This window comes from Psychrobacillus sp. NPDC058041 (assembly GCF_042885655.1).
Taxonomy (GTDB): Bacteria; Bacillota; Bacilli; order Bacillales_A; family Planococcaceae; genus Psychrobacillus.
Map to the genome: position 1 here is coordinate 314,927 of NZ_JBHVRO010000002.1, position 21,740 is coordinate 336,666.

At 32.9% G+C, this 21,740-nt stretch carries 19 protein-coding genes and 1 pseudogene; 16 read left to right on the forward strand and 4 right to left on the reverse strand.

Annotated elements, in window-relative coordinates; translation table 11 throughout:
• The first annotated feature begins 161 nt into the window (after positions 1-161).
• The 16 genes and pseudogenes from ACFVR1_RS04075 to ACFVR1_RS04150 all read left to right on the forward strand — a co-directional run bounded on the left by ACFVR1_RS04075 (position 162) and on the right by ACFVR1_RS04150 (position 16,596).
• On the forward strand, positions 162-1,397 hold the full coding sequence (locus ACFVR1_RS04075) for a CynX/NimT family MFS transporter (RefSeq protein ID WP_387580687.1): 1,236 nt from the start codon (positions 162-164) through the stop codon (positions 1,395-1,397).
• A gap of 227 nt (positions 1,398-1,624) precedes the next feature.
• Positions 1,625-2,178, forward strand: a pseudogene (locus ACFVR1_RS04080) (lysophospholipid acyltransferase family protein).
• Between the two features lie 20 nt (positions 2,179-2,198).
• Complete coding sequence (locus ACFVR1_RS04085; protein ID WP_387580689.1) at positions 2,199-2,642, forward strand: GNAT family N-acetyltransferase; 444 nt, start codon at positions 2,199-2,201, stop codon at positions 2,640-2,642.
• A 465-nt stretch (positions 2,643-3,107) separates the two neighbouring features.
• Entirely contained in the window at positions 3,108-3,908 is an 801-nt protein-coding gene (locus tag ACFVR1_RS04090) for a DUF4097 family beta strand repeat-containing protein (protein ID WP_387580692.1), read from the forward strand.
• A 252-nt stretch (positions 3,909-4,160) separates the two neighbouring features.
• Positions 4,161-4,967 carry a YitT family protein gene (locus tag ACFVR1_RS04095; protein WP_387580694.1) on the forward strand — a complete coding sequence of 269 codons (807 nt, stop codon included), beginning with the start codon at positions 4,161-4,163 and terminating at the stop codon, positions 4,965-4,967.
• Positions 4,968-5,008: 41 nt separating this feature from the next.
• Positions 5,009-5,914 (forward strand): aminoglycoside phosphotransferase family protein, encoded by a 906-nt coding sequence (locus ACFVR1_RS04100; RefSeq protein ID WP_387580697.1) that lies wholly within the window; start codon positions 5,009-5,011, stop codon positions 5,912-5,914.
• Positions 5,915-5,963: 49 nt separating this feature from the next.
• The gene (locus ACFVR1_RS04105) at positions 5,964-7,328 is read left to right on the forward strand and encodes a sigma-54 interaction domain-containing protein (RefSeq protein ID WP_387580699.1); all 1,365 of its coding nucleotides are present in this window, start codon (positions 5,964-5,966) and stop codon (positions 7,326-7,328) included.
• A 250-nt stretch (positions 7,329-7,578) separates the two neighbouring features.
• Positions 7,579-8,889: a branched-chain amino acid transport system II carrier protein gene (gene brnQ, locus ACFVR1_RS04110; RefSeq protein ID WP_387580702.1), complete on the forward strand. Its 1,311-nt coding sequence runs from the start codon at positions 7,579-7,581 to the stop codon at positions 8,887-8,889.
• A 439-nt stretch (positions 8,890-9,328) separates the two neighbouring features.
• Complete coding sequence (locus tag ACFVR1_RS04115) at positions 9,329-10,918, forward strand: spore germination protein (RefSeq protein ID WP_387580704.1); 1,590 nt, start codon at positions 9,329-9,331, stop codon at positions 10,916-10,918.
• A 23-nt stretch (positions 10,919-10,941) separates the two neighbouring features.
• Positions 10,942-12,129: a Ger(x)C family spore germination protein gene (locus tag ACFVR1_RS04120; protein ID WP_387580707.1), complete on the forward strand. Its 1,188-nt coding sequence runs from the start codon at positions 10,942-10,944 to the stop codon at positions 12,127-12,129.
• 6 nt (positions 12,130-12,135) lie between these two features.
• The gene (locus ACFVR1_RS04125) at positions 12,136-12,363 is read left to right on the forward strand and encodes a hypothetical protein (protein ID WP_387580709.1); all 228 of its coding nucleotides are present in this window, start codon (positions 12,136-12,138) and stop codon (positions 12,361-12,363) included.
• A gap of 30 nt (positions 12,364-12,393) precedes the next feature.
• The gene (locus tag ACFVR1_RS04130; RefSeq protein ID WP_387580712.1) at positions 12,394-13,503 is read left to right on the forward strand and encodes a GerAB/ArcD/ProY family transporter; all 1,110 of its coding nucleotides are present in this window, start codon (positions 12,394-12,396) and stop codon (positions 13,501-13,503) included.
• A gap of 220 nt (positions 13,504-13,723) precedes the next feature.
• Positions 13,724-14,689 (forward strand): tyrosine recombinase XerC, encoded by a 966-nt coding sequence (locus tag ACFVR1_RS04135; RefSeq protein WP_387580715.1) that lies wholly within the window; start codon positions 13,724-13,726, stop codon positions 14,687-14,689.
• Between the two features lie 54 nt (positions 14,690-14,743).
• Positions 14,744-15,505, forward strand: coding sequence for an HAD-IIB family hydrolase (locus ACFVR1_RS04140; RefSeq protein WP_387580718.1), 762 nt, complete (start codon positions 14,744-14,746; stop codon positions 15,503-15,505).
• A 14-nt stretch (positions 15,506-15,519) separates the two neighbouring features.
• Positions 15,520-16,092, forward strand: coding sequence for a GNAT family N-acetyltransferase (locus ACFVR1_RS04145; protein WP_387580721.1), 573 nt, complete (start codon positions 15,520-15,522; stop codon positions 16,090-16,092).
• Between the two features lie 51 nt (positions 16,093-16,143).
• Positions 16,144-16,596 (forward strand): SRPBCC family protein, encoded by a 453-nt coding sequence (locus tag ACFVR1_RS04150; RefSeq protein ID WP_387580723.1) that lies wholly within the window; start codon positions 16,144-16,146, stop codon positions 16,594-16,596.
• Between the two features lie 58 nt (positions 16,597-16,654).
• On the opposite strand, the gene ACFVR1_RS04155 is transcribed toward ACFVR1_RS04150, so the two are convergent.
• The 4 genes from ACFVR1_RS04155 to ACFVR1_RS04170 all read right to left on the reverse strand — a co-directional run bounded on the left by ACFVR1_RS04155 (position 16,655) and on the right by ACFVR1_RS04170 (position 21,683).
• Entirely contained in the window at positions 16,655-17,473 is an 819-nt protein-coding gene (locus tag ACFVR1_RS04155; RefSeq protein ID WP_387580725.1) for a GNAT family N-acetyltransferase, read from the reverse strand.
• A gap of 142 nt (positions 17,474-17,615) precedes the next feature.
• On the reverse strand, positions 17,616-19,286 hold the full coding sequence (locus tag ACFVR1_RS04160; protein ID WP_387580727.1) for a ribonuclease J: 1,671 nt from the start codon (positions 19,284-19,286) through the stop codon (positions 17,616-17,618).
• Between the two features lie 1,484 nt (positions 19,287-20,770).
• Positions 20,771-21,247 carry a GNAT family N-acetyltransferase gene (locus ACFVR1_RS04165; protein WP_387580729.1) on the reverse strand — a complete coding sequence of 159 codons (477 nt, stop codon included), beginning with the start codon at positions 21,245-21,247 and terminating at the stop codon, positions 20,771-20,773.
• A 22-nt stretch (positions 21,248-21,269) separates the two neighbouring features.
• The gene (locus ACFVR1_RS04170) at positions 21,270-21,683 is read right to left on the reverse strand and encodes a GNAT family N-acetyltransferase (protein ID WP_387580731.1); all 414 of its coding nucleotides are present in this window, start codon (positions 21,681-21,683) and stop codon (positions 21,270-21,272) included.
• Positions 21,684-21,740: the final 57 nt, after the last annotated feature.

A 21,740-nucleotide genomic window follows, 5' to 3' on the forward strand; every position in this document is an offset into this window, starting at 1 on the left:
TAATATATTACCAAGTTTATTATAGTATACATTTTAATAAAAATAATATAATATATCATATGTTAATTGGTGGAGTGAAAAATTAATGGAATGATTCTTCAAAAGAAGTAAACACTCATTAATAAATCAGTTGATTAGTTAAAATTTAAGGAGGGAACATCATGAATTCACCCAAACAACTTAGTAAAGATCCAGAGTTCAAATCTATAATACGAAAGCAATCGGCGTCTTGGCTGATTATTTTAGGTATAATTTTTATAGCAACTAATCTACGTGCTCCTTTGACTTCGGTAGGGCCTTTAGTGGGTCTCATTCGAGATAATATGCATTTATCGAATACATTAGCTGGAATGATCACCACATTACCATTACTCGCTTTTGCATTTTTTTCACCTTTTGTTCCTAAATTAGGACGAAAGTTTGGGGTGGAACTAATAATTCTGATTTCTATCATCCTTTTGACTTTCGGTATTATTTTACGCTCCTTGTCAGGAGTTACTAATTTATATATTGGTACGGCAATATTAGGACTAGCAATTTCTGTCTGTAATGTATTGTTGCCTAGCCTTATTAAACGAGAATTTCCGAAACGAATCGGAATGATGACGGGTGTATATTCTATTTCTATGAACTTATTTGGGGCAATAGCTTCTGGTATCAGTGTTCCTATTGCAATGGGTTTAGGATATGGATGGCAGGGGGCACTGGGGATTTGGGGAATTTTAAGCCTCGTATCCATTTTATTTTGGTTTCCTCAAATGAAATACCGTTATCTGGAACCCCCAACCACTCATAATCAGACCGCTCAAAAGAATGTGAATTTATGGCGGTCCGGACTAGCCTGGCAAGTAACCTTGTTTATGGGATTACAATCCATGGTGTTTTATGTACTTATCGCATGGCTTCCTGAAATGCTAAAGCAACAAGGGATAAGTTCGGATCAGTCTGGTTGGTTACTTTCCATCATGCAGTTAGCCTTGCTACCATTTACATTTATAGTTCCGGTTATCGCTGGGCGTATGTCGAGCCAACGTACGTTAGTTACCATTATGGAAATTTTACTTTTAACTGGCACACTAGGATTACTTTATGGAAGTGCGAATTTGATTATTTTATGGATCATCTTATTAGGAATTGGTGGAGGTTTTGCGTTTGGTCTATCTATGATGTTTTTTGGATTACGCACTGAGAATGCACATCAAGCTGCAGACTTGTCCGGTATGGCTCAATCCGTCGGATATTTACTTGCTGCTATTGGCCCAACGCTCTTTGGGTATTTACATGATGTAACAGATAGCTGGACTGCTCCACTCTTAATATTGGTTGGCGCATCCGTACTGCTATTCATAGTTGGCCTAGGAGCAGCAAGAGATCGATATGTAGGGAATGCCAGATAGTAAATCATATAGTTTGAACGAAAGTAATCATAAATTTCCACAAGCGACTGAATCAACTACCTTTAATCTAATGTTGTACTAAACTCCTAGTGAATATGTTGAAACGTTTGGAAAAATATTTTGGAGGAAAAGAAGATATCAGACCCATTTTGGGTCTGGTATTTTTATTTTTCGAAAAGTATAATTAGTACCAGGTACTAAAACTAGATGTTGTGAAGGTGTTTAATTTGTATTATTTTACATTAACAATTGCAAAAATAGTTGTATGTTTGTTGGAAAAGTAAAAGTAAAAAACCAGCATCTACTGTGTACGCATAGGGGCTGGCTGGAAATCGTTATACTCGGGATATGTCTGCCTAAACCGATTCATTTTATGGCTAAAAAAGAGCTTTTTGACAATAAACTCATCGGCTATTTCTTGCAAAAAATAAATGCATTTCCTGTGGACCGAGAAAACCCATCTCCGAGTAGTATAAAGAAACCAGTAAAGCTATTGAGATCTGGAGAAGTTGTTGGTATATTTCCAAGTGGAACTAGAACGGCAGAGGATGTTCCTTTAAAAAGAGGTGCTGTAACAATTAGTAATTTATCAAAAGCACCGATTGTCCCTGCATTATATACTGGTCCGAGAAACTTAAAAGAGTTACGGAAAATGAAAAAAGCAACGATAATATTTGGAGCTCCTATTTATGTCAAAACAGGTAGTAAAGAAGAATTAGCTACATTTACTGATCTATTGAATGAGAAAACTTTGGAATTAGTAAGCCAAATAGGAAGATAGAAAAAGATAGGTGAAAATAGATGGATTATACTATAGAAATTTGTTTAGAAGAGAATGACGGCTTTTCCTCTTTTTTAAATCAAAAGATAAAAGAATATAATAATGAACAGTCTTTTCATCATAATGAGGTAAGAAAAAAAGGACAAGTACAGCATATAAATATTGTTGTAAAGAATGACAATGATCAGTGGATTGGTGGAATTACGGCAGAAGTGTATTGGAATTGGCTTGAAATAAACAAGTTCTGGTTTAGTAATGAATTTCGAGGAAAAGGGCTAGGTAGTTTACTTCTTGATAAAACCGAAGAAATTGCAAAATATAAAGGGGCAACAAAATCGCTTTTAACTACTTTTGAATTCCAAGCACGCTCTTTTTATGAGGCCAGGGGATATAAAGTAGTGGGGGAAGTACAAGATTACCCACCAGGTAGTAGCTACTACACGATGGTGAAGGTTTTAATTTAATATAGTTACATGGAAAAAATTTAATAACTAATTATAGCATTCCCGCTTTAATAGAATAGGTGGATCAAGGGTGGTCGGATCACTCTCCTATGAAAGGGAGTGATGTCAATAGCGAGGCATTAATATTTGTCGTAGCTTTTCAACATTAATCGTATTAATAATTTCATTTAACCCCAAAAAATGCCTCGAATGGATGGGTATTAAAATTATTCTGAAGTCGATGGCCTTGTAGGAAACCACTGTTATTTCGACCGAATGATGCTACAATCATTCGGTCTTTTATTATTTATAAGTTCATTAGACGTTTGAATTATTAAACCGACAACTAATTTGAATAGGCTGTATTTGTACGTATTCCTACGTCTTAAGACTGATATAAAACACTCCTAGAGGTCATATGAATGTTTTGTCTGTACAGTATAATAAGATGTAAGAAATAGTTTAATCAAATGGGGGATTAAAAAGATGGGGATTAAAAAAATTGCTATTATATCATTATTTGTTTTATTAGTAGGAGCAGCAATTAGTATTATTCTTAATGTAAAGGATGCATTGGTAAATAAATCAGATGAGATTATCGTGGAAGATAATTCTTTCACAAATATTCATATACTGAGTGATAATGTGTCAGTAAAAGTTATACCAACGAAAACCGAAACAACTAAAGCAATGTTTTCGGGAAAAATGAAAAAAAAGTCCCATTACAATTTTCATGCAGATGTAAAAGGGAATACTCTAGAAGTTGAATTAAAAGAAAAAAGATGGAGGTTTATTCAATTTGGTTTAACTTCACATGACGTTAAATTAACTGTATATGTACCAGAGCAGGAATATAGTAAACTAAAAGTAAAAATAGATAACGGACGTATAGTTGCTGAAAATATGAAGGTCAAAAACGTTGATTTAGAAACAGATAATGGTTCGATAGAATTAAAGAATATGAATTCAGTATCCGTTCTTACTAAAACGGATAACGGACAAATTCTAATGGATAATGTAGAAGGCAAGTTAAAAGCGGAAACTGATAATGGGCGCATTGTATTAATTACAAATAATTTGGAAAGATCCATTGATTTTAAAGCAGATAATGGTCTAATTGAAATACAAACCGATAAAGAACCTTCTAATGCGACTTTTCAAGCAAATGTGGATGTAGGTAAAATTGATATTTTTGGGCATTCAAATACAAAAACGATATTTGGGGACGGATTAAACTTGATTAATTTACAACTAGACAACGGCAAAATAATTGTAAAGAAATCTTAAAGGAAAGCTATTTCCGTATTCATTAAAATAATATAAAAAAAGAAGTGTCGTTTCTTCATGTAAATAGTTTATTAATTGAGTGCTTATTATGTTAAACTGTGAATTATGGGTGGTCACGGGAGTAAAAACTCGTTCCTTATTAGGGACGAGTTTTTTGTCTGCAAAATTATTCTAGGTTTATTTTTGTAACTTCGTTAGAATGCTGATATTTAAGACATTTTAACATTAGTACTTTTTATTATGGGGGTCATTATGAAAAATTTAATTGTTGTTGTTGGGTCACTTATTATTGCATTTGGTTTTAATTTGTTCTTAGTTCCTCAAGGAATACTTAGTGGAGGAATTAGTGGAATTGCCATATTACTAGGTATCATTACTCCTTTTGATACTGGATTACTAAATTTTGTTCTTAATTTACCGCTACTTGTTTTAGGATACTTCAAGCTAGGGAAAAAGATTACGATTAGCACACTTATTTGTGTTTTTTCATTATCTTTATTCTTATATGTGCTACCTGTTGTTACTGTAACAGATAATATGTTACTTTCTACAATCTTTGGAGGAATTATTAGTGGATTGGGAGTAGGGATTATTCTAAAATACGCCGGGACTTCGGGTGGATTGGATATTATTGCAATTATCATTTCACGTACCAGTAATATAAGTGTTGGACTACTTCTAACAGGAATGAATGGTATCATTGTTCTTGTATCAGGTGCCGTTTTCTCTTGGGAGATATCTTTATATACACTTTTATCTATCTATTTGTCAGGTAAGATGGTTGATACAATTTATACAAATCACGAAAAGCTGACGATGCAGATTGTTACTACAAAAGGTGATTTAATTCGAACTGAATTGGTGCAGTCCATTTATCGCGGGGTAACTATTACTGATGGTTATGGCGGTTTTACAGGGGAACAGAAACAAATTTTAATGATGGTAGTTACACGATATGAAACGATGCAAATTAAACAAATTGTTCGGAAACATGATACAAGTGCATTTATTAATATATTTGAAACAGTAGAAGTCGATGGTAATTTTGCGAGAAATTAAGGAATAGCGAGATAATTTTTTGAAGAAGGCAGGTAAAATTGATGATATTTCCTCGTGCTTTTGAGATGAAGATTATAGGTGCTTTTGGTGAAGTAGGAAAAGAATGGCTAGGTACATTAGAAACACTTGTGGATACATACTTGGAAAAATGGAACCTACAATCCGAAGGTGCGGTAGAAAATTTATCTTATAATTATGTATTAAAAGTAGTAGAAGAGAACGGAAAAAAAGGAATATTAAAACTTGGAATTGCTAATTACGATTTTGAAAACGAGATACGAACACTGCTAACATACAATGGAAAAGGATGTGTCAAAATAATAAAAGAGGATTCGAAAAATGGTGCAATGCTATTAGAACATTTACAGCCTGGTACGATGCTTACCGAAGTAGAAGAACATCTTGCAGTCAAACATTTTTCTCGCGTTTGGAATGCTATACGCAGAAAAGTAGAAGAAAATTCTAATCATCCGTCGGTAAGAAATTGGATGCAGGCATTCGACCGTTATCAAGAAAAATTTCCATCGAATGACGGTCCCATCCCCCAACATTTTGTTTCTCTTGCAAAAGCTTATTTTTATGAAATAGCTAATTCTTCAAACAATGATGATCTGTTGCATGGTGATTTACATCATGAGAATATATTGTACTCAAATAATTATGGATGGCTTGCAATTGATCCAAAGGGAGTAATAGGAGACACATATTTTGATTTTATTTCATTTCTAACAAATCAATTGTTTAATAAACTAGATCCAAGACAATTATTAGAAAAGAGAGTCAATATACTCTGCGATGAAATGCAATTAAATAAAGAAAGACTTCTAAAGGCTGCAGTAGCTATGTCCACTTTATATGCTTGTTGGGGAATAGAAGACAGTGATCCTGAATGGGACAACTCTTTTAAATGCGCTCAGTGGTTTGAGGAATTTATGAGCTTTATTTAAATTTGTATTATTACCCGAAGTCATAAGGTTTGAAAGGACGGGCAAATAAATGAATTTCAGCGAACTTTATCATTTGACTGATTACGACAATGTTTTAATAGTCGATGCAAACGGTATTACCATTTTTTATGATTTAGCAGATTTGAATATTTTACAGCAATTAGGGTTAAAGCCCGAGGAGTTTTTAAGAAAGCACATAACGTCTTTTTATAAAGACTTATCTATAGAAAATAGCACGTTGATGAGAGTGTTAAAAACTGGAGAATCATTATGGAATATAGAACAAAAATTAACCTCCATCAACGGCTTTAGCTATATATCGAAAAGTTCTTCCTTTCCAATTAAAAAAGGAGACACAATAATTGGAGCAATAGAATTTTCAAAGCATTTTTATCATAAAGAAGATATCCAAAAGCTTGAACAATTTGCTGAAAATAAAATATATAGAAAAAATAATACTTTTTACACGATAGATAACTTTATTTCAGAAAGTAATGTCATGCAAGAAGTGAAAAATAAAATTCAAAGAGTTTCTAACACGGAATCTACCATATTAATTTATGGAGAAACTGGAACAGGAAAAGAAATTGTTGCACAAGCTGTTCATAACCTGAGTAATCGTTTTACCCAGCCATTTATTTCTATTAATTGTGCGGAGATTCAAACTGAACTTGTGGAACATATTCTGTTTGGAACTGAAAAGGATAGTGTAACTGCTACACCAGATATTATTGGTTTATTTGAACAAGCTAATGGAGGAACAATTTTTTTAGACGAAGTAAATGCATTGGATATAAAGATCCAGGCAAAGTTATTGAAAGTTATTGAAGATAAAATTATTCGTCGAATGGGTAGTACATATAATGTTCATTTAAATATTCGTGTTATAGCTGCTACGAATGAGGATCCTGAGAAGTTAGTTGCTAATAAGTTATTGCGTGAGGATTTATATTATCGTTTAGGTGTTTTTCGTATCGATTTGCCTTTATTGTCAGAAAGAAAAGAAGATATTGAAGGGCTAACGAATTATTTCATACAGTTTTATAATCGCCATATGCATATGAAAATGGAAAGAATGGACGAAGAAGTTTTATTCCTATTCAAACAATACAACTGGCCAGGAAACGTGCGTGAACTGAAAAATGCGATTGAAACTGCCTATAATAATGCAAATACGAAAGTTATTACTCTGAATGATATTCCTACCAAAATAAAAAATTCTTTAACTAAATCCATTGAAATTAAGCAGCCGGAAAGAAGCATAGATCTGAAGGATAAAGTCGAAGAATATGAAAAGAGTTTAATTGTTGGGGAACTTAGAAACACGGGCGGTAAACTGGCCGAATCAGCAAGAAGACTGGGAATTTCAAAACAATTATTAAAATATAAAATGGAAAAGTACGAGTTGAGGTAAAAAGTTTTTACAAAGGGGGTGAAATATTTACCTCCTTTTTTTATTACCTATAATTATTTAATATAAAAAATAACTATTAGAAAATTAGAAATTGGGGGTCAATTAAACAAACTTATAGTTTTACTTTACTTCGCACATTTCTTCCTACGAAAAGCGTGAGTATGAATAATAACGCTGAAGACGTGATGGATTATTTCTTGTAGTTTTGTAAGGGTTTTCAATGGGGTTATATTTGAAAGAGGGGAATTTTATGAGTAAAACAGTACAACATAGTTTAATAGTAGGATTTGCGTTATTTGCTATATTTTTTGGAGCAGGAAATTTAATATTTCCTCCGTCAATTGGGAATGTATCAGGAACTGAATGGGTAGTAGCTTTAGTTGGTTTTTGTGTAACAGGAATCGTCTTACCACTTTTGTCAGTTATTGCAATTATAAATGTTGGTGGGAAATTTGAAGATTTAACTAGACCAATCAGTCCTTGGTTTTATAAAGTGTTTAACTTGTTATTAATGGTTGGAATCGGAATGTTTGTAACAATTCCAAGGATGTCTGCAACTACCCATGAATTAGGAGTTCATCAACTTTTTCCTAGTGTTCCATCCATCGTTACAATTATTGTATTCTTTGCAATTTGTTTTTATTTTGCAATGGATAAATCTAATGTAATAGATAAAATAGGAAAAGTGCTTACACCAGTGTTAGTAATAATCCTTTTATTTATCGTTGGGAAAGGTATTTTCGATCCAATCGGTGCACCGGTTGTTACAAATATTAAAAATTCATTTTCTAATGCTTTTATAAGTGCTTACCAAACTGGAGATGTAGTTACAGGAATATTTTGTGCACCAATATTTATAGCAGCAATAGCCGGCTTTGGCTATAAAGGAAAATCAGCTCGCAAGATGGCATTAACAGGTACGCTTATAGCAGGCTTAGGTTTACTAATTGTTTATGGTGGTTTGTTATTTCTTGGAGCTTCCGGCAGTGGGTTTGCACCTGCAGGTATTGAGGATACAGCTTTAGTATCTCTGTTAGTCGATCGATCACTTGGTAGTATAGGAGCAGTAGCTCTTGCTGTTGCAATTGCTTTAGCATGTTTGACTTCTGCAATTGGAGTAATTGCTGTAATCGCAGATTTCTTGAATGATTTAACAAAAAATAAATTAAGCTATCGTATTTGGGTAGCGATTGTATGTATTGTAGGCATTGTACTTGGTTCAGCTGGTGTAGGAGCGATTGTTACTTATGCGATGCCAATCTTCCTAGCGTTGTACCCTGTAGCTATAGTATTAGTATTACTTGGTGTTTTTGCTAAGTTTATTCCGAATGCTGGGTCTTATCAGGGAGCTATCTTGTTAACTTTCATTGTAAGCTTTTTTGAAACAGTTGGATCTTTATTAAAGACTCCAGTTATAAAAGACATTATTGCAAAGTTACCATTAGCTTCAGATGGTTTTAGTTGGTTAGTACCGGCCATCGTAGGGTTTATTGTTGGAACACTTATTTATAAGCTAAAAGGACATAAAAATGGCTACACGAAGCATATAAATGCCCGATAAACTACAACTAGAATTTAAAGTAAGAGAGTATCAGATGGGAACTACTAAATATTGCTCTTAAACGTTAAAATTTTCTTATCTAATACTAATTATAAACCGTCTAATTATTGAATGGTTTCGTAATGAAAAGGATAATCCAAACCTTAAAAAGTACAAATTAAGCATTTCAAAAATAAGCAATAATATAAGTTTAAAAACACCAAGAGCCCTTGGTGTTTTTATTTTTTTATAAAGAAAATTTTTTAGCCATGAACAGGTTGATTTCTGCTACAACTGGCGCTTTCGGGGGCACGCTTCTGGCCGCTTCCCTCGATTTGCTAAATGCCTCCTTGAAAGGTTCTATAAATTTCCTACCGATTCTAAAAGTATAAACTCGAGATATCTTGGTAATACTCCTTATGACAAAAGATACCAAAAAAAAGTGATAAAGAGGGAACGTATGGGTTTTTTTAAAAAGAATAATAATATTGTATTAAATTCCCCATCTCCTTCGCCTCAAGAGAAGGAGCCAAAAGAAAAAGTTGCCCTAAATTCAAAACTTCAGGTAAATATTCAAAAAGTAAAAGAAACTCTTGGAAAAAGCGCGGATATTATCATTCGAGAAATTAAAATTGGAAAAGAGGGAAGCATTAATGCTGGAATCATTTATACAGATGGTTTGAGCGATGCAACTTCATTACAAAATTTTATTTTGGAAACATTAATGTTAGATATTAAGGAAACGGCACTAGAAGATGATTTAACGCCTAATCCTAAGTTGATAACTACATTAAAAGACTTTGCGATGACAGTAGGTGAAATTAAAGATTTTAACAACTTTGATGATCTATTCACACATCTATTATCCGGAGACGCTATTTTCATGGTAGACGGTTATTCGAATGGTTTTATTATCGGTAATAAGCATTGGGCTGAACGTGGGGTAACCGAGCCAACTGCTCAAAGTGTAGTAAGAGGGCCGAGAGAAGGTTTTTCCGAAAACTTGCGTATAAATACGGCATTAGTTCGTCGAATTATTAAGGATCCTAACTTATGGATGGATTCCAAGGTAATTGGTAAACGCACAAAAACGAATGTAGTAATTATGTATATTAAGGGAGTAGCAGACGATGGTGTAGTAAAAGAAGTCAATTCGAGATTGGATCGAATTGACATTGATGGGATATTGGAAAGTGCCTATATTGAGGAATTAATACAAGACTCACAGTTTTCACCTTTCCCAACAATATATAATTCAGAACGACCTGACGTAGTATCCGCTGCACTCTTGCAAGGAAAAGTAGCGATTTTAATAGACGGAACACCATTCTCTCTAATGGTTCCAGCTGTATTTATTCAATTCTTTCAATCTACAGAAGATTACTATCAAAGAACTATTATGGCTACGTTAATTCGTCTTCTACGTTATTTCTCATTTATGATTTCATTGCTTTTACCAGCTTTTTATCTTGCAGTTATTACTTTTCATCAGGAAATGATACCGACTGCCTTGCTTATGAGTTTGGCAGCACAACGTGAAAATGTACCATTTCCAGCATTTATTGAAGTAATGATTATGGAAGTTGCATTTGAAATTCTTCGTGAAGCTGGTTTACGAATGCCAAGAGTAGTAGGAGCCGCTATGTCCATTGTAGGCGGATTTGTTGTTGGAACTGCAGCGGTTGAGGCAGGTATTATTTCAGCAGCAATGGTAATTGTTGTTTCACTAACAGCTATTTCCAGTTTTGTTTCTCCGCTTTATGATATTGCAATTGCGGGTAGAATGTTACGTTTTATTTTTATTGGACTAGCTGCCATGTTTGGCTTTTATGGGATGGTAATAGGATTGATTGCACTTATTTTACATTTATGTAGTTTACGTTCTTTTGGAGTTCCTTATATGTCACCTTTAGCACCTTTTAGTCTTTCAGGTCAAAAAGATGCATTTATACGAGTGCCAATATGGAAAATGACTACACGTCCTGATTTAATAACGAAAAATAAAATAAGACAAAAGTACACTCCACCTAAGCCGGGTAAAGATGATTAGGAAAAGTAAAGGAGAGAGAGTCAGTGAAAAAAGGCATCTTTATACTACTAATTCTTATTCTCTTCCTATCAGGATGTTGGGATAAACGAGAGTTAAATGAACTTGCAATAACAGTAGGAATTGGTCTAGATAAAATTGATGATGAGTACTTGGTCACTGCACAAGTAGCTGTACCATCTGAGCTTTCAATGAAAGGTGGAGCAGGTCACTCTCAAATAACAATTTTCCAAGGAAAAGGAACGACTGTGTATGAAGCTATTCGTCAACTGACCAAAGCATCACCAAGAAATATATACCTTGGACATCTACAAGTGTTAATCATCGGCGATTCTTTAGCAAAAGAAGGAATAGGAGATTCATTAGATTTTTTCGCAAGAAATTGGGAAGTGCGTTGGGATTTTTACGTTGCTGTAGCCAAAGATAGTACTGCGGAAAAAATATTGAATGTTCAAACTCCATTAGAAAGCGTACCTGCTGCTGACATGTACTTCACGCTACTTAATTCAGATAAAGCCTATGCAAATACCATTGGAGTGACACTCATTGAACTTTTAACAGAATTGCAAAGAACAGGTAAACAACCAGTGTTAACTGGTGTTAAAATTTTGGGGGATCCGAAAAGTGGGTCTGATAAATCGAATGTAGAATCTATCATGCCTGCTGCTCAGATTGAGTTCGATGGATTAGCTATTTTTAATAGAGATAAACTAGTCGGATGGTTAAGTGAATTCGATACCAAAAGTTATAATAGTGTAATAAATCATATAAAGCATTCTGTAACTACTATTTCATGCCCTAAAAAAGGAAAAGCAAACATTGAAGTATACCGATTTGAATCAAAAATGAAAGGCAAATTGAATAAAGGAAAACCAGAAATTGATATCCATATTCAAGTAGCGGGAGATGTAGGTGCCGTAGAATGCGAAATGGATCTTACAAAAGAAGAATCACTTCATGCATTAGAGAAAATCTACAAAAAAGAAGAAATAGATTCCATTGAAAAGACGATAAAAAAAGTTCAGAAGGAAATAGGTGTTGATATTTTTGGATTTGGAGCAGCTATTTATCATGACGACCATAAAGCATGGGAAAAAGTGAAAGATCAATGGGAAGAAAAGTTTTTAGATGCAAAAGTAAATATTAAAGTAGATGTTGAATTTAAGTTAATAGGTGCAATCAATAATTCTTTCAAAGAAAAAATAAAGGACTAATTCAATATGGTAAATAGCTTAGGAATACTATTAATCGCAGCAGTCATCGTAAAGTTGGAAGTTCCTGCTCTTTTAAAAAATAAAGATAAAAAAGGATTAATTATCTTTTCAGCTCTCCTTGCTCTTGGTGTAGGTTTTGGAATTGCGATAGCATTTAATATAAAAATTCCAAATCCGGTTGATTTTCTAACAGGCATAGTAAAACCTTTAAATGATATCATAACTAATCATTAAAAGAATTGCAGCAAGAGAAAGGGTGATGGAATGCAAAACATTAAAATAAGTTCATTTCAATTCCTTGTACTTGTCATTTTTTTTTCGATAGGTACTAGTATTCTTGAATTACCATCTGCTATAGCTGTAGATGTAAAGCAAGATGCATGGATTGCGACTATAATGGGTACAATAATCGGAATTTTGGTCATCTGGTTTTTCACAAAAATTGCATCTTGGTTTCCAAATCTCACTTATGTTCAACTTAACGAAAAAATTTTAGGAAAGTGGTTTGGTAAATTTAGTTCTATTCTATTTGTTTTTTTGTCTCTATTATATACAGCAAGTTTATTAAGTAAACAGGGATTATTTTTAGCTTCACAATTGTTCCCAAATACACCCATTTTAGTTATAACTATTCTTATGGCTATTATCTTAGTAATGGGTATTCGTCTTGGACTAGAAACATTAGCACGTTCCGCAGAAATTCTGATATTTATCTTTTTATTCCTTTTTATCGGTTTAGTTATTTTTATAATTCCTGAAATTAAAGTTCACAACTTAGAACCATTCTTTATTTCCAAATTAAGTACAATGATGAAATCTTCCATAATGATAGCTGTTATATCATCAGTAAATGCTATTGTTTTATTAATGATATTTCCTGCACTTATTAATGAATATGAAAAAGGAAGAAAATCATTTTTTTTAGGAATTATTATTGGAGGCATAGTTATTATTATTATAACTGTTTTATGCGTTTTCGTACTAGGTTCCAGTACAACTGCTAGACAAATTTATCCAAGCTACATTTTAGCGAGGCAAATAAATATTGGTAACTTTATAAATCGCATTGAGGTAATAATGGCTGCATTGTGGATTATATGCCTTTATTTTAAAGCATCTATTTATTTTTATGCTGGCACGATAGGGTTGGCACAAATATTTAATTTGAAAGATTATCGTCCAATGACTTATCCTTTAGGAATAATTATTACTGTACTTTCAATTATTATTGCTCCAAACTTTATCTCTCAAGCGCATTTTGATAGTAAGACAAGTATCTCCCTCTCCATAGTATTTTTTATTTTAGTACCTCTATTACTAACGATTGTATATATAATCCGCAAAAAACAATTAAAAAAATCAGATGTTTCTTAAGAAAATACATTTACTAGTGCAATTTTGCATTCGCTTTGAGAGGTGAGTTACGTACAATAACTCACAACAGAAAAGTTATAAGCTTCTCAGAGCGAATCTGAAATTAGTAATATTATGTATAAAAATCTAGCTCATAACTAGAAAATTACTAAAAAATCTAAAAAGGTTCCCAAATTCATATTTGGGAACCTTTTTTTGTGATAAACTAGGAGAAGATGAGGTGAAAATTTTGCATAGAGAAATTCCCAAACTACTAAAGGATTTTTTAGTATATTTAACGACGATTAAAGGAAAATCGCTACGAACGAGAAAAGAATATGAATATGATATGACTTTGTTTTTCCGATTCCTGAAAGCAGTGGGAGATGATATTAAAATAGATAAAATGAATGAAATCAGTATTAAAGAGATTACAATAGATTTTATTAAACAAATATCATTAGAAGACATGTATTTATTTTTAGAGTTCTGTGAGGTTCAGCGTAATAATAGTCCAGCCACTAGAGCAAGAAAAGCAGCGACACTCAAATCTTTTTTTAAGTATTTAAAAGGAAAAAGAAGACTATTAGAAGATAATCCTGCTGAAGAGCTGGAAACCCCGAAAATAGGAAAGAAAAAACCAATTTATATGGATTTACAAGAAGCGGAGATGTTTATAACAGGAATAAGAAGAAGTAATCATTATTATCGTAATTATAGTATGATGATGTTCTTTTTAAACCTAGGGCTTCGTGTTTCAGAGCTATGCAGTCTGAATCTTACATCTATCCAAGGTAATGTATTGCATGTTATCGGTAAAGGTGACAAAGAACGTACTGTATTTTTAAATAATGCTTGTATCCAATCTCTTCAAGTTTATATGAATAAAGAACGATCATACATACAAGGAGCAAGCACCAAGGAAGCACTATTCTTATCTCAAAAGGGGACAAGATTAACACGCCAAACTGTGGCGAAAATCGTTAAACAAATCAACAATGATTCTGGCTTAAGTAAAGAAAAAATTACTCCACATAAGCTAAGACACACATCAGCAACGATTATGTACAAAAATGGTGCTGATATTAGAAGTCTGCAACATATTCTTGGTCACTCAAGTGTATCTACTACACAAATATATACGCATGTAGAGGATAAAGAAATTCAACAAGTGATCGAAGATAATCCTTTCAATCAATTAGTTTGATATAATAATATTATGTAAACTAAAACAGGTCCTATGAATAGGAGGAAGAGTAGTATGCAGTTTGTTTTTGATTTAGATGGTACGATTTGTTTTAAAGGGCAACCAATTTCGGACAGATTAGTTCGTTCCCTCAAAGAATTAACGGATAAAGGTCATGAAGTTATTTTTGCATCTGCTAGACCAATAAGAGATATGCTGCCAGTAATACACGAAGATCTACATCATTACACAATGATTGGCGGAAATGGATCACTTATCTATAAAAATAGAGAAGTAATATATGCAAGAGCCTTCTCGGCAACAGAAATAGCATCAATTAGAAGGATTATCACTGAGTGTGAAGCTACTTATTTAATAGATGGAGAATGGGACTATGCCTATACTGGTCCCGAAACTCATGCGATTCTACAAAATGTGGATCCGGGGAAATTAGCCCAATTAGTTGGTGTCGATGAACTGGAAACAATTGTAAAGATATTACTATTAACTTCTAATAACTTTGATAGATTGGCTACGAAGCTCAAGGAACTCAATGTTTCTATACATACACATCGGAATGAAAATGTGCTTGATATTAGTCCTAAAGGTATACATAAATGGAGTGCTTTGTTAGAATTGGGTGTACAGAAAGGAAACTATATCGCTTTTGGCAATGATGCAAACGATCTAACTATGTTTGAAAATGCACTTTATACAGTTATGATTGGACATCATGATCAGCTAGTTTATTATTCAAAAGAAGCAATTGCTTTAACTGAAGACGTTGAAAAGAAGATCGAGGAGAAGATAAGAGAGATTTTACAAAAACATTTATAGATGGAGGAATTTGTATGTTTTCTTACAATATTGATGAAAGTACTAAATTAAAAATGCTCGATTTACAGGACGCTGAACATTTGTTCGATTTGACGATTCAGTCAAAAGCAACCTTGAAAGAATGGCTGCCATTTATCGATTACAATAAGTCTGTTGCAGACACTCAGAACTTTATTCAATCCACGATGAAACAATTTGGAGAGAATAATGGCTTTCAAGCAGGAATTTGGTATGATGGAAAAATTGCTGGTGTTATTGGTTTTCATCAAATCAACTGGAGTAATAAATCAACGAGCATTGGCTACTGGCTTGGTAATGACTATGTAGGGTTAGGTTTAATGACTAAATCAGTAAAAGCTTTTGTTGATTATGCGATAAATGACCTGAAATTGAACAGAGTAGAGATTCGTGCAGCTGTAGAAAATAAAAAAAGCAGAGCAATTCCAGAAAGACTAGGTTTTATGGAAGAAGGTTGTGTACGTGAAACTGAGTGGCTGTATGACCATTATGTAGATCATGTTGTTTATGGAATGCTTGCGAAAGATTGGAATAATAATAATTTGATAAATAATATGTTAGTGGAATAAGATAAATTACTAGACTTCAGAACAACCAATTGAGTATAGAGGAGGAAAATGATGACTAATACAAAGTTTGTTTATGAAATCTACATAGCAACAACGCAAGAAAAGCTTTGGGAAGCTCTAACCAGCAGCGACATGATAAAAAAATATTGGTTTGATTTACAAGTTAATACTGATTGGCAAGTAGGATCAATAGTTTCTTTTATTGATAAGAATGGGAAGATTACAGACAAAGGAAAAATATTAATAAATGAGCCATATCATCTTCTTTCATATACTTTTCAATGGTTGGAAGATAAAACAATACGGGAACGCCCAACAAAGGTATCCTTTGAACTAAAAACGATAAATTCGACCGTAAAATTATCACTCAAGCATTTGGATCTATTACCAACAGATTTTGTTGAAGAAAACGATGGATTTAAAGGCTATAACAATGGCTGGCCAATGATTTTGAGCAATCTGAAAAGTCTGCTTGAAACTGGGGAGACATTGATAATAGAATAAATTGAAGAAAAATAAAATATTTAACCCTGGTTTGTAAAGAAACCAGGGTTAAATATTTTTAATTATACGTATAGTAATCTTGGGCATGTACCACTTGGAATCCTATAGATTGATAAAGTCCTAGTGCATGCTCATTTAAAGTTTCTACTTCCAAATGAACAGAGTGACCTGATTCAGATTGTTCCTTAACTACTCTTTTCAATACTTTTCTGCCGATTCCTTTTCCTTGATGTGTCGGTAAGATGGAAAATCCATAAATCCATGCTTCGCCATTTTCTCGTTTCACGCGGATTTTCCCGACTGTTTCTTCGTTTACTTCAATCATGAACATATTGTTGTCCGCATCTCCGTCTATTCTACTTTCCATTGCTTGTGCATCTTCTCTAGCTAAATCAAACGCTTCGATATCCAAACGAATACGCATTTCTAAATCCTCAGTATTCGCAAGTCGCAATGTAAAACCATGTACTTCTTCTAGATGTTTTTCATTCCACTTCATTTGATGTTCGGAAAACCCATAAATAGCTCCATTTTTCGTTAAAAAAGCTTTAGCTTCAGTAGAGCTTGCAGGTGCATTTAACAATATTCGCTTAGAACCAATTTGTTTTACCGTAGCCATTCCTTGTTGGAACAATCGGGAGAAATGACTTTTTCGTCGTTCGCTTGGTTTTACCATTCCACATACTTCTACTGTTGAACCAAAAGCGTACAATCCTAAAAAGGCAACTAGTTCTTCATTTTCATAATGAAGGTAATCTAGTTGATCTGTGTCTCTATTCCGAAGCATTTCCCAGTTTAATTTTATCTGGAGCTGATCATACGTTTCACATTCTCTTTGAAGTTTTTCAATGTCGTGTAGTTGTTTGGAAGTTAGCATGCATGTATTCTCCTTTATTGGTTAAATTTCCTCTAACATTATTTTACACTAACCTAACTCCGAATTGGTTGAACCCCAAAAAAAAACCTTACTATAAGAAAAACATTCTTAAATAGTAAGGTTTTTGAGATTATGTGTATTTTTATATATCAATAATAATTGGCAGGATCATTGGTCTTTTTTTCGTACGTGAATATAGAAGGTGTTCGATTGACTTTTTAATATCCTGCTTTAATTCTCGTTGATTTTTACTCCTATTACTTAATTTCTTAATAGTCGCGCTGATGGATTGATTTACTTCATTTAAAAGTTCCTCTGCATTTGGTCCATATACAAAACCTCGCGAAAGTAAGTCGGGTCCAGAGATTATTTTCCCTTGAGACTTACTTAAGGTAATAACGATCACTAGCATTCCATCTTCTGAAAGTACTTTTCGATCGCGTAAAATAATATTGCCAACATCACCAATTCCAAAGCCGTCGACAAAGACATTTCCAGCATCTACACTACGGGTTTGAATTGCTTTTTTATCGACTAAATCAACTACGTCGCCATTGTTAATAATAAATATGTTCTCCCTATTAACTCCAACCGCTTCGGCTAATATACGATGCTTATGAAGCATTCTGTATTCTCCATGAATAGGAATGAAATATTTGGGTTTCATTAGCGTTAGCATTAGCTTTAATTCCTCTTGGCAAGCATGACCAGAAACGTGCATTCCAGTTACATTTCCCGATCCATAAATTACTCTTGCCCCTAATAATAATAAGTTATCTATTATTCGTGAGACGCTTCTTTCATTTCCTGGTATTGGACTTGCAGCCATAATGATTGTATCTTCTGGAAGTACCTCTACTTGGCGAAATCTAGAGGAAGAAAGTCTAGATAAGGCTGCCATTGGTTCGCCCTGGCTTCCGGTACAAATAATGACTACATTCTCTGGATTCATTGTATTTACTTCACTTGCATCTATTAACGTTCCCTCAGGCATTTCCAAATAACCACGTTCCATCGCTACAGAAACTACATTAACCATACTTCTACCTAGAAGAGCAATTTTTCGATTCGTCTTAATTGCAGCTTGTATTATTTGTTGTACCCGGTTTACATTAGATGCAAAAGTAGAAATGAAAATTTTACGAGGTGCGTGACGGAATGCGTCCTCAATATGTTCACCGACAACTAGTTCTGATTGAGTAAAGCCTGGTCTTTCCGCATTGGTACTTTCTGATAAAAGTAGTAGTACACCTTTTTGCCCTAACTCAGCCATTTTGTGTATATCTGGAGCTTGATGATCCACAGGAGTCAAATCAAACTTGAAGTCGCCGGTATGCACAATTGTGCCTTGTGGAGTATGGAATGCAATACCTAAGCAATCGGGTATACTGTGACTTGTTTTAAAAAATGTAGCATTTATTGTACCTAATCGAATTTTTGATTCAGAATCGATCATAAAAAGCTTCGCTTGTCTTAATAACCCATGTTCTTTTAACTTAATTTCAATTAAGCCTAACGTTAAATTGGTTGCATAAATTGGTACATTCAATTGTTTTAAAAAATAGGGGACACCACCAATATGATCTTCGTGTCCATGAGTGACTATTAAAGCTCGAATCTTTTCTTTATTATCCTGTAGATAAGAAATATCTTGAATGATTAAATCAATTCCCAAAAGACTTTCATCTGGAAACTTGGATCCACAATCTATAATTACGATATCATCGGCTGATTGGATGACATACATATTCTTTCCGATTTCATTTATTCCACCTAATGCAAAGATGGAAATTTTAGATTCAATAGTATCCAAAAATAACTCCTCCAATTGATTGTTACTTTTAGTATTACCTTAATTTTCGTTTTTATTAGAGATTTTCAAAAATGTTGGGATACTATTACACAATTAGGGTAAAGAAAAGAAGAAAACAAGATATATGTGGATCTAATCTTACTATACTTAACCATTATTCTTGTGGGATATAAAGGCAGCGGATTGCTAACTAAAGAGCAAACTAAGTGGAATAAATTATGTCTTTACTTTTCTTGTGATGTATTGGGTAGCCGTAAGCAATTTTATCTTTGAAAATGGGCATAATTCTAGTATTAGGAACATTGGTGAATCTATATGGTTGGCCATTGTAACAGGAATATTAATCCTTGTCGGTATAGGTTAAATGGTTCTTTAACAGGAAGACCTATTCGATTTTCTTAAGGTACTCCATAGGGAAAAGGTTAAAACTTGAAGTGATAATGTTTTAAAAAATAGAGGAGGTACTGCAAATGATATGTAAAAACTGTAATGGTACTGGAAAAATAAAAATTTTCTTACCCATACCAATGGACATAAAATGCACGGTTTGCAAAGGAACCGGAAAATTTGATGAGTATACATGTTTCAACACTCCCGAAGGAGGGAGAAGATGCCAGTGAAAGCATTTAAAACATTAATGTTTGCAATAACATTTGCAGCAGTGATCGTATCGATTCTATCACTTAACATAAATAATACTTAGGCTAGATACCATAATAATATTATGTAAACAAAAACGTGTGTCACTAGAAGAAACGAAGGAATATATTTGATATATAGAACGTTTGTATTCTTACTGTAAGAAGTAACTATAGAAAATAGCTATTGGTAGAAATCCTGGAATGATAGATAAAGTGATTATCCACATGTATATAGGCGCTATAAAAACAAGAGAAATAGAGCTATAAAGTGGAATTTCTGCGATTGCAATAAGAAATTTTAAGCATAATGAACGAATTCTTTCTAATAGTTTAAAGAAAGATTTTAAAAGCAGAATAAGTCAGTCAAATTTAGAATAATATTGATCATAGAAATAATTAAATAGATTGTGGAGATAAAGATTAATAAACAGTATTCAATAATTAAAGAAAGAAGTGGGTAAATGTTGAACCTTCTTTTATTTTTTAATTTTTAGTTTACATAATATATATTATTCGCAGTTGCATCTCATTAATAAAGTATACTTGAAACATTGAGATATTCGAGAAAAATTTAAACATTTTTAGTATTTATGAAATTTGTTTTTAATCAAATATCGTTTTGCATCAAATTATCATTGAATAACAACTTGTAGCATATCAATAATTCTTTTATTCACTACAATTTATTCACGTCCTCACAATACTGGAATCTTTGCTGTATCTACCATTAATAAATTCTGAAAATTTTTTTTATTACTCAGCTTCTCACTATTTGTAATTAAAAAAGCAAACGTAAACAATAATTATCATTGTTTACGATTGCTGTCTAGAAAATTAATAATACTACTTCTTACTAGATCTAAAAATACTAATTAAATAATCCTCTTCACTAAAATCGCCAATATATTGGAATCCATTTTTAGAATAGAATTCTTTAAGTTTTATATTCCCAGCCCAACAATCTATATATAGTACTTTGTTTAATTTTTGAGCATTAGTACATGCAAAGTCAGTTATTTTAGAACCTATATTACTTCCCTGGTATTCTGGTAGAATTGCAATTTTTGATAAATATAAGCTTTCAGGCTCAATTATATATTCACCTATTTTATCAATTGTTTCAATAAAAAAAGTACCAATTACACTTTCATTATGCATTAATTTATACGATTTTTCTTCACTAATTTCATTACTAATATACTCAGAATCCCAAGGATAAGACCATTGATTTATATTCTTATTTTGCAAAGCAATAGTAACCTTATTTAAAACTTCTAGTATCTGTACTAAATCACTTACCCCAGCTAACTTTATTATCATCAGATTCCCCTGTTTAAAGTAATTATTCTAGTATACCAGCTTGATGTTGATAGTTTCGAATTATCATGCCGGAAGCTTTCATCATTCCTTGTTTCTCATAATAAGGCTGTAAATGGTCATCACATAGTAAATCAACCATATAGAGGTTTTTAAGTTCCTCAATCATTCTTTGTACTAGCTCTTTACCGATACCATTATTTTTATATGCAGGTAATACTTCTAAAAGTGGAATATATGCACTTAAAACTCCATCACTAATTGCTGTTATAAACCCTACTACTTCCCCACTTTCGGAATCTATAGCTAATATTTTGTGAGAACTACCATTTAACAATTTCAAATGTGTTACAGGTGAAGGTGGATTTGGCCAATCGACAAAAAAACCTTGTAATGACTCAGGCTGTATATTCTCTAATTCAGTTGTATATTTAATCATTTATAAACCCTCTTTTCAATTTTAAGTAATATTGATGCCATTACCATATGAAAAGAT